A 13892-nucleotide genomic window follows, 5' to 3' on the forward strand; every position below is an offset into this window, starting at 1 on the left:
TGACCCCGATGATTCGCTCAGGAACGAAATATGGATGCCCTCGGCAACGACAGCGCGATTGCTCGGGTAGCCGGCGCCATCGCCGAACCCGCAAGAACGAAAATGCTGTGTGCGCTGATGGACGGCCACGCCCGTACCAGTACCGAAATGGCCGTGATCGCCGAGGTCAGTGCCTCCACGGCCAGCGCGCACCTGGCAAGGCTCAAAGAGGATGGGTTGATCAGGCTGCATTCGCAGGGCCGGCATCGCTACTACAGCCTGGCGGACGCGCAGGTGGCCCAGGCTATCGAGGCGCTGATGGTCATCGGCCAAAACGCGGACCCACGGTTTGTGTGCGCAACACCCACCCGGTTGCAGTTCGCACGTACCTGTTATGACCACATGGCAGGCACCTTGGCGGTGCGGCTTCACGACCATTTCATGGCCTCGGGTTGGTTGGCGCCGACCGTTGCCGGGGAGGGCGCCTACACACTGACGGTGGCCGGCGAAACAGCCATGGCCGAACTGGGTATCGACACAGACAAGGTCAGGGCGCAGCGACGTCGTTTCGCCTGCTCGTGCCTGGACTGGAGCATGCGGCGCCCCCATCTTGCCGGCGCGCTCGGCGCGGCTGTTCTGCAGGCCGTCATCCGCCGCGGCTGGGTTATCCAGGACCTTGACAGTCGGGCGCTTGCATTGACCTCCACGGGCCGCAAGGCGCTGGCTGAGCGATTCGGCATCCTGCTTGAAAACGCCGAACGGGAGGGGCCTTCTCATTCGACGAGAGCGCCCAGCTACTACTGAAACCGCCCGGACGGTCTCAAGGCCGACAGATACCAAACTGGCGAAACTGGGGCCAAATGTGGGAGCGGGCTTGCTCGCGAATACGGTGTGTCAGTAAGTACATCTGCAACTGAACCTGCGCATTCGCGAGCAAGCCCGCTCCCACAATTAAATCGCACGGTCACCGTGCATTGGGCGGGCGAGGGTGGGGTCGTATTGCCCGGCAGTGTCGAGCCGGTCATGCAAGGTAGCGCCTACGTGCTCTGAAACGTCACGGTAAACGTAGTGCCCTCGCTGGCACAGGACGTCACCGCCACATCGCCGCCATGCACCTTGGCCAGCTCGCGCACGATATACAGGCCCAGGCCCACGCTGCGTACATCGCGGCCCTCGGCGGTGCCGCGGGTCATGGGTTCGAACAGCCCGCCCAGCAGCGTTTCGGGAATCGTCTGGCCATGGTTGTGCACGCTGACTTCAACCGCGCCGTCGCCCAGCCGCGATGTCACGGTGATCGGCCGCTGCAGGTCGCCATAGGCCACGCTGTTCGCCACCAGGTTGCCGATGATCTGCTGTACGCGGTCGCCGTCCAGGCAGGCATCGCCCTGGCCTTCGGCCCGATGTTCGAGGATGGCTTCGGGGAAGGCCACGCGCAGTTCGTCCACGGCGCGGTGGATGACCGCATGCAAGTCCAGCGGCATCACTTTGATGCTGATGCCTTGGCCCACCCGTGCCTGGGTGAAGTCCAGCAGGTCGGCGATCATGCGTTGGGCGCGTTCGGACGACTGGCCGATGTGCCCCAACAGTTGCTGTTCCCTGGGCGAGCGTTGGCCGCGGCTGAGAAAGTCCGAGGCCATGCGAATCGCCGTCAGCGGGTTTTTCAAGTCATGGCTGACGATCGCCACCATCTGCTCGGCAAACAGCGCGCGGCGCTGCGCGATCGCGTAGGCCTCGTTCAGTTCGGCCTGGGCTTGCTTGAGAGCGAGCTCAGTGGCGGTCTTTTCCTGCAACAGCGCTTCGGCCAGGTGCCTCGCGTTGAGCAGCTCGCGTTCGTATTTGTCGCGGTCGGTGGTGCCGAACAGCGCCAGGTCGTACACCACAGCGTCGGCCTGCTCCCGCTTATTGCCGTTGAGCAGCACGGTCAGCTTGTGGCCGTCACGGTGCAGCATGTCGAGTTTGACCTCGGTAATGCTGCCATGCATGCGCAACATCGGCGCCAGGTGGGTCTGGTGAAAGATGCGCCCGCCCATGGTCAGCAGATCCTGGAAACGCTTGCCGCAGAGTTCGGTCGTGCTGAACCCCAGCCATTCGCTGAAGCGCGCGTTGACTTTGAGGAGGGTGCCGTCCTGCGCGGTGACGGCCAGGGCGCAGGCGGCGCTGTCGAACACGTCAGCGGGCACGCGCGGTCGCCCAGGGTGCCAGAAAACGCTGCATGGCCGCGGCACAGGCCTGCGGCGCGCTCATGTGCGGGCAATGGCCGACATTGTCCACCAGGCAATACGTGCTGTTGGGAAATACGCTGTGCAGGTATTCACCCACGGCCACGGGGGCGATCAGGTCGTCGCTCGATTGCAGGATCAAAACGGGCGTGGTCAGGCCGATCACGTCCTGGCGGTTGTCCGACAGGAACGTCACGCGTGCAAAATGCTTGGCGATGTCCGGCTCGGTGCGGCAGAAACTCTTGGTCAGCTCCTCGCTCAGCGCCGGTTGACCGGGCGCGCCCATGATCACCGGGGCCATGCTGCTGGACCAGCCCAGGTAGTTACTGTCGAGGGTGTCGAGCAGGTCGTCGATATCGCCGCGCTGGAAGCCGCCCACGTAGCCGTCGGCATCGATGTAGCGCGGCGACGGGCCAATCATCACATGGGCGCTGATACGCCCGGGCGCCAGGCGGTCGGCGAGGGTGCCGATCATCGCGCTGACCGAGTGGCCCACCAGGATCACCGGGCCTTCGGCGTAGGCCTCGATGATCTCGTTCAAGTCACGGGCGTACCCGTCCAGCGTGGCGTACTTGGCCTTGTCGAAGGCACTGAGGTCGGAGAGACCGGCACCCACCAGGTCATACATCACCACGCGAAAGCCTTCCAGGAATGGCGGCACCAAGGCGTTCCACATGGCTTGGTTGCAGCCGAAACCGTGGGAAAACACCAGCGTGCAGACCCCGTTTCCCATCACGTTAATGTTATTGCGGTGACGTAAATCCATGGGGTTCCCGGGGTGGTGGCGCATTGCCATAATTGCGACAGTTTAAATAGTCAACCGCGTTGGGTCACGTGTTATAGCGCGGATAGGTTACAGTCCACGGCTTCAGGAAGAAACTTCAGGTAACAAATATGCTGCGGTGGTCTCGGCAAGTGGCTTTGAGTCTGTTGGTATTTATGTGCGCCGGTCTGTTGATGACAGCCCAGGCCGACACTTCGCCCCTCGGGGTGGCCCTCGACCAGCGGGTGATCGACCTCACCGGCACGCTCGACAGCGCCACCACCGAGCGGCTCAAGGGCCAACTCGCCGCCCTTGAACAGCGCAAAGGCGCGCAGGTCGCGGTATTGCTGGTGCCCACCACGGGCGGGGCCGGCATCGAGGACTACGCCAACCAACTGTTCCGCGCCTGGAAGCTGGGCCGCAAGGACGTCGACGACGGCATGCTGCTGGTGGTGGCCAAGGATGACCGCAAGGTGCGCATCGAGGTGGGGTATGGCCTGGAGGGCACCGTCACCGATCTATTGGCGCATCGAATTATCGAAGAACACATCACGCCGGCGTTTCGCCAGGGAGACTATGCCGGTGGTGTCTCTCAGGGCGTAAATGCCCTGGTGCTGCTGGTGGACGGCGGTGACCTGCCCGCGGTCGCCGCGCCAGAGGGTGCGCTGCAGGCGTTCGCGGTACTGCTGGCCTTTATTCTCGGTGCCGTCGGCGGCGTGCTGATCGCCGCGCGCAAGCTGGGTTGGCGCGGCGCGTTGATTACCACGGCGGTGGGCACGGTAGCGCTGGTGGTGTTTGCCGGTGGCCGCGAATGGGCTGTGTACCTGCTGGTGCTGCCCCTGACCATGCTGGTGGGCGGCGCGATCTTCGGTGCGTTGTGGCTGGTGCGCACGGCGTTCTATTGCGTGATGGCGCTGCTGGCCTACATCCTCGCGGTGGTGGTGGCCAATCGGTTTGTGGCGGTCAGCTATGTCCATTGGCTGGCGTGGCCGTTTGGTGTGGCGCTGGTGCTGGGGCTGTATTTTGGCTTGTTTCTGATCATCAAGGCCTCGTGGAAAAAACGACCGCGCTTTTTTATCCTGCGTGCGCTGGCGGTGGTGGTTATTTACGTCGCGGCAGGCATGTTGTTCGGGCACGGTTACCAGGGCTGGCTCGTGGCGATACCGCTGGCCACCGTCGTGGCGTTTATTATTTTTGTCCAGAGCATCGCCGAGTCGGGCTCCGGTTCGGGCGGGTCCGGTTCAAGCTCCAGCCGTTCCAGCTCAAGTTCCAGCAGCAGCTCTTCGGGTGGCGGTGGTTCCAGTGGCGGCGGCGGCGCGTCGGGGAGTTGGTGACATGATCCAATGCAAACGTGCCTACGACCCGGCCAGCCCGGACGACGGCAAACGCATCCTGGTCGACCGCCTGTGGCCGCGTAACTGCCGCAAGGACGCCTTGGTGCTGGATGAATGGCTCAAGGACGTCGCGCCATCCACCGAATTGCGCAAGGCGTTCAAGTCCGGCGCGTTGAGCTTTGCACAGTTCACCCGCGCCTACCGCCAGGAGCTGAGCGCCCAGCCAGCCCACTGGTGGAAACTGCTGGACCTCGCCGAGGCCGGCACGCTCACGCTGATTTATGCCGCCCATGACCCGCAAGCCAACAACGCGGTGGTGCTGGCGCAGTGGCTGGAGCAAGCGCTGGATCGGCGCGCAGAGGTCAGTTCGCCGGTGTGTTATCAGGGGGATTTCCCGAGTTAATAGGGGTGCCTCATCTCGACATCTATCGCCTCGCGGTAAGGATCGCCGAGGGCGGTAGATTGGCCATTACCCGCGGCCTGGGTGGGTTGCCAGCTTTGCGTATCGGGATCGAAGACCTCGGCATCATCGCCTGCTGTGTGATCCAGCGGGTTGTGGCGCGGCTGGTCGGTATCGATGTGGGTTGCAAGCGCTTGATACGCCGACAGGTAGGGGTTCAAACCGTTGATTGAAGACATGGCGTTACCTCTCTGATGGATAAATAGGCGCCCGCCGGAGCCTGAACTGACGGGTCGCATCGCAGGCTACAGCGGCCTTCAGGGCCATTTCAATCAGGCGGATTCAAGCGTGTGTAACCGCTCAAAACAGCCACGTACTGCACTCACGGAAACGCTTGCGTGGGTGTCAGGCATGTCTTGGATCTTTGTGTGTAAGCGCAGGCGGGCTGTCAGATAGCAGGGACGCATATCAGGTTTCTGCTTGTTGAAACACATTGGCGTCTTGAACTGCGCGTGACGCTACAAACGTCTCGATACATAACCAGGCCAGAACAGCGAGGCTGCGAAAGCAGTGGGTCAGGCGCAGAAAATGCCAGCAATGCCGGCCCCTTCGCAGCCTCGCCGGGGCTCGACAGCTCCCACAGGGATTTGCGCTGTGGCCACTCTTTCAGCAACTACGAAGATCAAATGTGGGAGCTGTCGAGCTTTAGCGAGGCTGCGAAGGCGGCCGCACAGACACCCTCAACTCCCCGGTGAATCCGCAATTTCCAGCCCCCCGGAAACCAGAAAACCCGCCAAAGCGGGTTTTCTCACAGCTCACATCACATCAGCTCACAGCAGGCGCATCAAACCCCCTCCGCTCGATCACCGTAAACACATCCGCCACATCCTGGACCATGATCCGGGCGGTGTTGGCGACGGTATTGATGTCGTGCTCGGCATAGTCGGACACGTTGGAACAGGCCATCAGGTGCAGGTAGGCCAGCGCCGCGTTCAAGCGCTCGCTGGCGCAGGCGTGCAACTCGCGAAGCGGGGCGTCGCTGTCGATCAGCAGCACGGGGTAGTCGGTTGCGGTTTGGGACATGGGGGTGAAGCGGCGGGGCGGGTGTTGAGTTGTCATGGTGTAAATCCTCAAGAAAAGAGATTTACCACCGGCTCTGCTGCGAAACAGATTGGGTGGCAGCTGTGCGCGGGTTCGCAGACCGGACGATTTACACCAAAACCCGGCAGACCCGAGGGTCTCCCACGCACAACCGCCATAAAACATTCGGCAGCCGGGAGCCGGCTGGGGCATGTCTGACGGTGTTGGTGCAAATCGTGTAAGGGCTGCGAAACCCTGCCGCCGACCAAAGCCAGCGACGGGGCGAACTATAAAGTGACCTTCGCACAGGCGCAACCGAGAGGATGTATCAAACCCCACCCACCCTGTTTTACCTGAGGGTTGTTGACGGACAAGGCGGTTGTCACTGTTTGGAATGTGTTCCGATGACGAAGTTGATTTGCTGAATCGCGTTGTACACAAGAGCCATTTGCTTGTTACGCAATATCCGCTCCGCCTGTCACCCTCGGCGCCTGGTCAATAATTGCCGATGTTATAGTCGCGGCGCTTTTTTAAGTTTTGATCGTGCCGGGAGGCTCCAGGAGAATCCGCATGACCCTTTACACAGCAGGCTATGAGGGCCTGACCATAGATGCATTCATCGCGCGTCTCAAACAGGCGGGTATCGACAAAGTGCTCGACGTACGCGAGTACCCGTTGTCACGCAAAAAGGGTTTTTCGAAAAATGCCTTTGCTCAGCGCCTGGCCGCTGAAGGTATCGGTTATGAACACAATCGGGCGTTGGGATGCCCGAAACCGGTACGCAAGCAGTACAAGGAAGATGGCGAATGGGGCACTTATGCCCGCGATTTCAGAGCCTATGTTCGCACGCAGGGGCCGGTACTGGAGGCGTTAGTGTCCAGTGTGCTTGGCCAGCGAATTTGCATGGTGTGCTATGAGGCAGATGCAAGCTTTTGCCATCGCAGTTTGATCGCCGAAGCAGCACAGGAACTGGAAGGTTCCCTGACAACACAGCACCTGCCCGTTAAAGCAGGCGCATCTGATGTGTATCTTCGGTCTGTCGCGTAGGCGGATAGATCAGGCTGACAATCAACCATTGCCCCGCAAAGCGATGGATGGTGCCCATCAGCAGCATTAGGTCCTTCGTAGGTAGCTCCGTTTCCAGTTTGTGCCGAAACGCGGCTTCCCATCCTTCGGGGCCGTGTTTGCGGTAAACATTTCGATAGAGTTGGCCGGCTTCCCAGTCGACGATTTTGTGAGTGTAAGATTTGACCTCGCCGTCTATAAGGCACTCATAGACGTAATGAAAGTCGAAGGGCACTTTTTCCAGGCGCCTGATACTTGCGCGCTGAATGCCTCAATCCATTGCCACTTTGCAAATTGCTGGTCCCCGGTAACCAGACGAAAGGGAACCGGGTAGAGCCGTATCAGATTGCCGCTTTCGTCCATGCCAGCTACACACGAGGTCTCGGCATATTTGGCACTGGGCGAGGGATAGGTTTTGCATAAAATTAGGATTCGAACTTTGCGTTTCATGGATACCTATATTCCAAGTCTTTTCTGAACTGTATCCGGACATCAAAGATCTGCCAGAAAGACTTGTAACGGCACATGCATAAAGGTTTCGAATCTGAAAGTAAAAGCTGCATCACTCGGGTCAACTGGGTTGATTCGAGTGATGCTGAGGTGCTCTATGAAGGTGGGTGTTGATTGATCAAACCCCACCCACCAACTTCCCCCCATCCATCCGGCGCTTATACGCGCTGTCCCGACTCGCCAACCAGAAGTACAACGGCGACGTCACCACCAATCCCACCACCCAGGACAGGTCGGCGCCGTTGATGTGCTCCGAAATCGGCCCCACATACAGCGGCGTGTTCATGAACGGAATCTGCACCGCAATCCCCACCGCGTACGCCAACAACGCCTGCGGGTTGTAGCGCCCGTAGATCCCGCCATCCACGCGGAAGATCGAGGCAATGTCGTACTGGCCCTTATGGATCACATAGAAGTCGATCAGGTTGATCGCCGTCCACGGCACCAGCACCACGAGCAACACCAGCACCATGTCGACAAAGTGGCCGATGAAGTCTTTGGAGGCGAACACCGCCGCCACCGCGCAGGCCGCCAGCACGATGATCGAGATGACCGCGCGGCTTTTTGCCGTGGGAATCCAGCGGTACGCAAAGGTCTGCACCAGGGTAATGATCGACAGCACCGCGCCGTACAGGTTGAGGGCGTTGTGGCTGATCACGCTGAGCAGGAACAGCACCAGCATCAACGGCCCGATCGCGCCGGTGGCGAGCTTGACCGCTTCCATGGTGTCCATGCCCACCGGGGTGGCGAGCACGGCGACGGCGCCGAAGATGAACGACAGGCTCGAGCCCAGTGCCGAGCCGAGGTAGGTGGTCCAGAAGGTCGACGCGACGGGTACGTCGGCGGGCAGGTAACGCGAGTAGTCGGAGACGTAGGGGGCGAAGGCGATCTGCCACAGCGCCGCCAGGGAAACCGTCGCCAGCCAACCGGAGATGTTGAAGCTGCCGCGCGTCAGGAAGTCGCTGGTCTGTACGTGGGTGAAGATGTAGCCAAACCCGAGCACGATCCCCGCGCCCAGCACCCAGGTGCCGATGCGGTTGAGCACGTGGATAAAGCGGTAGCCGATGATGCCGATGATCCCGGAGCCGATCGCGCCGATCACGATACCCACCGGCACGGGGACTGCATCGACCACGCCGTGCAGGGATTTGCCCGCCAGTACGATGTTGGAAGCGAAGAAGCCGATGTACATGACGCCGGCGATCACCACCACCAGCAAGGCACCGAGAGAGCCGAACTGGGCACGGCTCTGGATCATCTGCGGGATGCCCATCTGCGGGCCCTGGGCCGAGTGCAGCGCCATCAGCACGCCGCCGACCAAGTGGCCGACGAGGATGGCGACGATGCCCCAGATCAGGTTGAGGTGGAACAGTTGCACACCCAGCGCACCGGTGACGATCGGCAACGGCGCGATGTTGCCGCCGAACCACAGGGTGAACAGGTCCCTGACCTTTCCATGGCGATCTTCCGGGGGCACGTATCCAATCGTGTGTTTTTCAATGAGCGGGGCGGAGGATGTTGCAGTGGTAACCATGACGAGCTCCAAGGCAAGGTGAGTACGTGGACGTACTTCGCTGTGCGGCGCGTGGGCGACGCTTTGTTGTTGCAGCGATCATCTGCAATGGACGCGGGCAGGTAAATTAGTAAGTTTGTTGCTACAGACCTTAAAAAATATCGCTCGCCCGCGTTTTTGCTCCGGTATGTTGCAGGGGTATGAATTGTTAAAAAAAGCGGGCTTTTTATGCACCGGCATGGGGCGAATTCCCGCGTTTATGGAGACCTTGATGGCTGCCTACAACCTGCGCCAACTCAGATATTTCGTCACCACGGCCGAGTGCGGCAGCGTCGCCGAGGCCTCGCGCAAGCTGTATATCGCGCAGCCGTCGGTGTCCACGGCCATCAAGCAGTTGGAGGACAGCTTTGGCGTGCAACTGTTTATCCGCCATCACGCCCAGGGTGTCTCGCTGACGCCCAGCGGCGCGCGGTTCTATCGCAAGGCACTGGAGCTGCTGCGGGTCGCCCATGAATTCGAACAAAATGCCCTGGCGGACAACGACGTGGTGGCCGGGCAGATCGATATCGGCTGCTTTGAAACCGTGGCGCCGCTGTACCTGCCACGCTTGATCGCCGGCTTCAAGGCGCGCTGGCCGGGCGTGGAGATCCGTATTCGCGATGGCGAGCAGCAGGAGCTGGTGCAAGCGCTGACGGCGGGCAGCATCGATGTGGCGATGCTGTTCGAGCACGACCTGGGCGGCACCATCGAGACCACGCCGTTGATGCCGCCGCAGCAGCCTTACGCGTTGCTGCCGGCGGACCACCGCTTTGCGCAGCAAGCCAAGGTGTCCTTGGCGGACCTGGTGCTGGAACCGATGATATTGCTGGATGTACTGCCCAGCCGGACTTACTTCGTGAGCATCTTTGAAGAGCGGGGGTTGACGCCGAACATTGTGTTCAGCTCGCCGTCGATCGAGATGGTGCGGGGGATGGTCGGGCGCGGGTTCGGGTTCTCGATTTTGGTGACCAAGCCGTTCAGCGAGTACACCTATGATGGGCAGAAAGTGGTGTGTGTGCCGCTGGCCGAGACCGTGACCGGTTCAGGCTTGTCGGCAGTCTGGCTAAGGCGTGCGCCGCTGACCAAGCCGGTGCAATTGTTTGTGGATTATTGCCGGGAAGAGCTGGCCAGGCTCTTGGGGTGAGCGCAAGACCAAAATGTGGGAGCGGGCTTGCTCGCGAATGCGGTCGGCCAGTCAAAACAGCAGTGCCCGACACACCGCATTCGCGAGCAAGCCCGCTCCCACATTAAATAGATACTGCCTTCAAAGGCGAATCCAATCCAGCATCCGCCGCAACATCGCATCGCACCCCGCCAACTGCTCCAGCTTCACAAACTCATCCGGCTTATGCCCCTGGTCCATGCTCCCTGGCCCGCACACCACCGTGGGAATGCCCACCGCATCGAACAACCCACCTTCAGTGCCAAACGCCACCGTGCCGAATGCCCGCGAGCCGCAAAACGCTGCGATCAACTCCGCCGCCTGGCTGCGCTCATCCGTCACCAACCCGGGATACGCCGACAGCTCGGTAAAACGAATCGCGCTCTGCGCACTCACCGCCCGCATGCGCGGCAGCACGTGCTGCTCGGCGTAGGCCTTGAGTTCGTCCGCCACCGCGCCGGGGTCCTGGGCCGGCAATGCGCGCACCTCAAAATCAAACCGGCAATCGGCGGGGACGATATTCAGTGCCTTGCCGCCGCTGATCACGCCGGTCTGCACCGTGCTGAAGGGCGGATCAAAGCGTGCGTCCTGCGTCTCCCGCAACCGCTGCCCGATCCGTCCCAGCTCACCGATCAACGCGGCGGCCTGTTCGATGGCGTTGACCCCATAGGGCGCATACGCCGAATGGCACGCCTCGCCCTGCACATCGCAGCGCATCGCCAGCTTGCCCTTGTGGCCAAGCACCGGCTTGAGTTCGGTCGGCTCGCCGATGATGCACAGCAGCGGCTTCACGGGTCGGTCTTCCAGCACGTTGAGCAACGAGCGCACGCCCAGGCAACCTACCTCTTCGTCGTAAGACAGGGCGATGTGCACCGGCATCCGCAAGGGTGCCTCAACCAGTGCCGGCACCAGCGCCAACACGCAGGCGATATAGCCCTTCATGTCCGCCGTGCCGCGGCCAAACAGCTTGCCGTCGCGCTCGGTCAGGGCGAACGGCGGCACTGTCCACGGCTGCCCATCCACCGGCACCACATCGGTATGCCCCGACAGCACAATGCCCGGCACCTGCGCCGGGCCCACGCTGGCAAACAGATTGGCCTTGCTGCGTTCGGCGTTGAACACCAACTCGCTGGCCACCCCGAACCCTGCCAGATAATCGCGCACAAACTCGATCAATTGCAGGTTGGATTCGCGGCTGGTGGTGTCAAACCCCACCAGCGTGCGCAGCAGTTCGCGGCTGCTGCTCATCGCTCGTCTCCGGCCACGCCGTAGCCGGGTGAACGGTCCGGGGCGAGCGCGCGGTCGATGTAGTCCTGCACTTGCGGGCGGTAGGCGTCCCAGAGTTTTTGCAGTTCACGGATAGGCTGGTCATCGGCCCAGTCCACGCGCAGGTTGATGATCGGCCACGTCAGCTCGCCCACCACCACCAGCGCGGCGGAATGCACCGGGCCGGCTTCGCCGCCGGCGGCGATGGCGGCGTGCATTGCGGCCAGCAGGCGATCCGCCAATTGGCCTTCGCCTTTTTCGAAGGCCGCGACCATCGCCTCGACTACCGCGCGGTCGGCAAGCATATTGCCCGCCGCCACGCACTGTTCGCCCGACACCGCGTTGTGGGTGCCGAGGGTTTCGCTGCCACTGAAATGCACGCTGCGGCCCAGGTGATCAATCGCCGTCAGTTGCCGGTACTGGCTGTAGCCGTTGCGGGTCAGGGCCTTGTCGACTGCGTCGGCAGGGGCGAGGCCCTGTTCCAGCAAGTCCAGCACATCCGGGCCCAGCGCCGGCAGCGTAATGTTTTGCGTCGACACCGCACCCACACCGGGCCGCAGCCACGGGCAACGGGCGCCCACGGCAATGCTCGAGGAACTGATGGCGACGCCCAATTGGCCGGTTTCGGCGCAACGACCGACAATTGAAAAGGTCATGTGCGGCTCCTTACTTGGAATTAACGGCGATCTCGGGAATAACCGCGATCACATCGATTTCCATCAGCCACTGCGGCTGTCCCAGGGCCGACACCACCAGCCCGGTGGAAATCGGAAACACGCCCTTGAGCCATTTGCCGACTTCCTGGTACACCGGCTCGCGATAGCGCGGGTCGATCAGGTAGGTGGTGGTCTTGACGATATGGCTGAGGTCGCTGCCGGCTTCTTCCAACAGTTGCTTGACGTTTTTCATGGCTTGTTCGGCCTGGGCGCGCGGGTCGCCAAGGCCGACCAGGTTACTGTCGAAATCGGTGCCGACCTGACCGCGTACGTACACGGTATTGCCGGCGCGCACGGCCTGGCACAGGTCGTTGTCCAGGCTCTGGTTGGGGTAGGTGACCTTGGTGTTGAACATGCGGATGCGAGTGTGAGTGGGCATCGAAAAAACTCCGGCAATAAAGGGATCAGGCGCTGACGGGAGATGGGCGCGCCAGCGGGGCGGGTTCGCGGTATTCAAGGTATTGCCGCTGGATGGCGATGTGGTCGGCCACGTACTTGGCGTCATGCCAGACCCCCCAGATAAACGACGAGCCGCGACGTGACTGCCACGGCAAGCCGAGAAAGTAGATCCCCGCTTCGCTGGACACGCCGCGCTGGTGCTGCGGCTTGCCGGCGGCGTCGAAGGCCGCGACGTTCAACCAGCTGTAATCCACCGCGAAACCGGTGGCCCAGATGATGGTGGTGACGCCAGCCTCGGCCAGGTCCAGTTCCAGGATCGGCTGCTGGATGCACTGCGCGTCCGGGAATACACGGCGGGCTTCGGGCTCCGGCGGCAAGTCCAGGCCGTTGCGCTCGATGTAGGCATCTGCCGCATCCAACAGGGCCAGGTAGTTCTCATCGCCGCGCGCCAGGTTTTCCACCAGGTTCGGCTGGAAGGTGGCGACGTTGCCGTTGAAGGCTTGCGTCAGGCCGACCAGGACCATGCCTTGCTGGGCCAGCTCGCGGAAGTCAATGGTCTTGCCGCCGTGGGCGCCGCTGACCGCGATGGTCACGTGCTCACGGCCGGGTTTCATCGCCACCTGGTCCCACTCGCCCAACACGCCGAGCCACCAGCAGAAGTCGCGGTTGCGGTAGGCGCGGGGCGGGCGGTCGTGGGCCCCGACCGAGAGGTACACCTGGCGGCCAGAGCGTTGCAATTCATCGGCGATCTGTACACCGGACGAGCCCGCACCCACCACCAGCACGGCGCCGGCCGGCAGTTGCGTAGGGTTGCGATAATCGGCGGAATGAATCTGGTGCAACGCCGTGTCGCTTGGCGCGATGGCCGGGATCACCGGCTTCTGGAACGGCCCGGTCGCCGCCACGACGCGATTGGCTTCGATCACGCCTTCGCTGGTGTGCACGGTGAAGCCCTGGCGGCCGACATTGCGGACAACCGAAAGCACCTCGACACCGGTACGGATCGGCGCATTGAACTGGCGGGCATAGGCTTCGAAGTAATCGGCCACCTGTTCTTTGGGCGCAAAGCCATCCGGGGCGACGGTGTCGAATGCCAGGCCGGGAAACCGGTCATGCCAGGCCGGCCCGTTGGCCACCAGCGAATCCCAGCGCCCGGTGCGCCAGCGCTCGGCGATGCGGCTGCGCTCCAGCACCAGGTGCGGCACGCCTTGCTTGCTCAGATGCTCACTCATGGCCACGCCCGCTTGACCGGCGCCCACCACCAAGGTGTCTGTTTTTGTTATTGCTTGAGTCATGTCTCTGTCCTTGCATCATGCAGTTGGATTCAGCATTGGCATGACTTCAAGGCTAGGGGGAGGGGGGCTATAAATAAAATATTATTAAGCTGGGAAGTGAGCATAAATATCGGATGCAAGGGGACGCAAGACCGCGCCCCGGCTCGAGTAAT

14 protein-coding genes and 1 pseudogene are annotated in these 13892 nt (G+C 61.9%); 6 read left to right on the plus strand and 9 right to left on the minus strand.

All coding sequences use genetic code 11. The features are described 5' to 3' along the window. Nucleotides 1–30 precede the first annotated feature (30 nt). Both KVG91_RS21820 and KVG91_RS27700 read left to right on the plus strand, forming a co-directional pair. Complete coding sequence (locus tag KVG91_RS21820) at nt 31–783, plus strand: ArsR/SmtB family transcription factor (RefSeq protein WP_169377910.1); 753 nt, start codon at nt 31–33, stop codon at nt 781–783. Between the two features lie 156 nt (nt 784–939). Continuing rightward, a pseudogene (locus tag KVG91_RS27700) lies at nt 940–1029 on the plus strand (diaminopimelate epimerase); the annotation flags it as partial. On the opposite strand, the gene KVG91_RS21825 reads toward KVG91_RS27700, so the two are convergent. Both KVG91_RS21825 and KVG91_RS21830 read right to left on the minus strand, forming a co-directional pair. Further along, on the minus strand, nt 1017–2159 hold the full coding sequence (locus KVG91_RS21825; RefSeq protein WP_169377909.1) for a PAS domain-containing sensor histidine kinase: 1143 nt from the start codon (nt 2157–2159) through the stop codon (nt 1017–1019). The pseudogene KVG91_RS27700 and the gene KVG91_RS21825 overlap by 13 nt on opposite strands. Further along, a complete protein-coding gene (locus KVG91_RS21830) occupies nt 2149–2964 on the minus strand; it encodes an alpha/beta fold hydrolase (RefSeq protein WP_169377908.1) in 816 nt (271 codons plus the stop codon). Before KVG91_RS21830 ends, KVG91_RS21825 begins: the two co-directional genes overlap by 11 nt. Before the next feature lie 128 nt (nt 2965–3092). Here KVG91_RS21830 and KVG91_RS21835 point away from each other — a divergent pair, with 128 nt between their 5' ends. Together KVG91_RS21835 and KVG91_RS21840 are read left to right on the plus strand one after the other, a co-directional pair. Further along, on the plus strand, nt 3093–4295 hold the full coding sequence (locus KVG91_RS21835) for a TPM domain-containing protein (protein WP_169377907.1): 1203 nt from the start codon (nt 3093–3095) through the stop codon (nt 4293–4295). 1 nt (nt 4296) lies between these two features. Next, the gene (locus KVG91_RS21840) at nt 4297–4698 is read left to right on the plus strand and encodes a DUF488 domain-containing protein (protein ID WP_169377906.1); all 402 of its coding nucleotides are present in this window, start codon (nt 4297–4299) and stop codon (nt 4696–4698) included. On the opposite strand, the gene KVG91_RS21845 is transcribed toward KVG91_RS21840, so the two are convergent. Continuing rightward, on the minus strand, nt 4695–4934 hold the full coding sequence (locus KVG91_RS21845) for a hypothetical protein (protein ID WP_169377905.1): 240 nt from the start codon (nt 4932–4934) through the stop codon (nt 4695–4697). The two genes, KVG91_RS21840 and KVG91_RS21845, sit on opposite strands and share 4 nt — an antisense overlap. Nucleotides 4935–5520: 586 nt before the next feature. Continuing rightward, entirely contained in the window at nt 5521–5814 is a 294-nt protein-coding gene (locus KVG91_RS21850) for a fructose-bisphosphate aldolase (RefSeq protein WP_169377904.1), read from the minus strand. Between the two features lie 531 nt (nt 5815–6345). Here KVG91_RS21850 and KVG91_RS21855 point away from each other — a divergent pair. After that, on the plus strand, nt 6346–6822 hold the full coding sequence (locus KVG91_RS21855; protein WP_169377903.1) for a DUF488 domain-containing protein: 477 nt from the start codon (nt 6346–6348) through the stop codon (nt 6820–6822). A 646-nt stretch (nt 6823–7468) separates the two neighbouring features. On the opposite strand, the gene KVG91_RS21860 is transcribed toward KVG91_RS21855, so the two are convergent. After that, nucleotides 7469–8884, minus strand: coding sequence for a purine-cytosine permease family protein (locus KVG91_RS21860; RefSeq protein ID WP_169377902.1), 1416 nt, complete (start codon nt 8882–8884; stop codon nt 7469–7471). Between the two features lie 250 nt (nt 8885–9134). Between KVG91_RS21860 and KVG91_RS21865 the strand changes: the two genes are divergently transcribed. Beyond that, nucleotides 9135–10046, plus strand: a complete 912-nt coding sequence (locus KVG91_RS21865; RefSeq protein WP_169377901.1) for a LysR substrate-binding domain-containing protein — start codon at nt 9135–9137, stop codon at nt 10044–10046. A gap of 120 nt (nt 10047–10166) precedes the next feature. On the opposite strand, the gene argE is transcribed toward KVG91_RS21865, so the two are convergent. The 4 genes from argE to KVG91_RS21885 are packed head-to-tail and all read right to left on the minus strand — an operon-like array spanning nt 10167 to nt 13740. Then, nucleotides 10167–11312 carry an acetylornithine deacetylase gene (argE, locus tag KVG91_RS21870; RefSeq protein ID WP_217894937.1) on the minus strand — a complete coding sequence of 382 codons (1146 nt, stop codon included), beginning with the start codon at nt 11310–11312 and terminating at the stop codon, nt 10167–10169. Next, nucleotides 11309–11986 (minus strand): DUF1028 domain-containing protein, encoded by a 678-nt coding sequence (locus KVG91_RS21875; RefSeq protein WP_169374412.1) that lies wholly within the window; start codon nt 11984–11986, stop codon nt 11309–11311. Before KVG91_RS21875 ends, argE begins: the two co-directional genes overlap by 4 nt. Nucleotides 11987–11996: 10 nt before the next feature. Next, entirely contained in the window at nt 11997–12425 is a 429-nt protein-coding gene (locus KVG91_RS21880) for a RidA family protein (protein ID WP_169374413.1), read from the minus strand. Nucleotides 12426–12450: 25 nt separating this feature from the next. After that, on the minus strand, nt 12451–13740 hold the full coding sequence (locus KVG91_RS21885) for a flavin-containing monooxygenase (protein ID WP_169374414.1): 1290 nt from the start codon (nt 13738–13740) through the stop codon (nt 12451–12453). Between the last annotated feature and the right edge of the window lie 152 nt (nt 13741–13892).

Origin of the sequence: Pseudomonas azadiae (genome assembly GCF_019145355.1) — a bacterium.
Classification (GTDB): Bacteria; Pseudomonadota; Gammaproteobacteria; order Pseudomonadales; family Pseudomonadaceae; genus Aquipseudomonas; species Aquipseudomonas azadiae.

Coding starts and splice junctions, on each gene's coding strand:
- KVG91_RS21820 (WP_169377910.1), top strand. CDS start 31: ATGGATGCCCTCGGCAACGACAGCGCGATTGCTCGGGTAGCCGGCGCC.
- KVG91_RS21830 (WP_169377908.1), bottom strand. CDS start 2,964: ATGGATTTACGTCACCGCAATAACATTAACGTGATGGGAAACGGGGTC.
- KVG91_RS21835 (WP_169377907.1), top strand. CDS start 3,093: ATGCTGCGGTGGTCTCGGCAAGTGGCTTTGAGTCTGTTGGTATTTATG.
- KVG91_RS21840 (WP_169377906.1), top strand. CDS start 4,297: ATGATCCAATGCAAACGTGCCTACGACCCGGCCAGCCCGGACGACGGC.
- KVG91_RS21845 (WP_169377905.1), bottom strand. CDS start 4,934: ATGTCTTCAATCAACGGTTTGAACCCCTACCTGTCGGCGTATCAAGCG.
- KVG91_RS21850 (WP_169377904.1), bottom strand. CDS start 5,814: ATGACAACTCAACACCCGCCCCGCCGCTTCACCCCCATGTCCCAAACC.
- KVG91_RS21855 (WP_169377903.1), top strand. CDS start 6,346: ATGACCCTTTACACAGCAGGCTATGAGGGCCTGACCATAGATGCATTC.
- KVG91_RS21860 (WP_169377902.1), bottom strand. CDS start 8,884: ATGGTTACCACTGCAACATCCTCCGCCCCGCTCATTGAAAAACACACG.
- KVG91_RS21865 (WP_169377901.1), top strand. CDS start 9,135: ATGGCTGCCTACAACCTGCGCCAACTCAGATATTTCGTCACCACGGCC.
- argE (WP_217894937.1), bottom strand. CDS start 11,312: ATGAGCAGCAGCCGCGAACTGCTGCGCACGCTGGTGGGGTTTGACACC.
- KVG91_RS21875 (WP_169374412.1), bottom strand. CDS start 11,986: ATGACCTTTTCAATTGTCGGTCGTTGCGCCGAAACCGGCCAATTGGGC.
- KVG91_RS21880 (WP_169374413.1), bottom strand. CDS start 12,425: ATGCCCACTCACACTCGCATCCGCATGTTCAACACCAAGGTCACCTAC.
- KVG91_RS21885 (WP_169374414.1), bottom strand. CDS start 13,740: ATGACTCAAGCAATAACAAAAACAGACACCTTGGTGGTGGGCGCCGGT.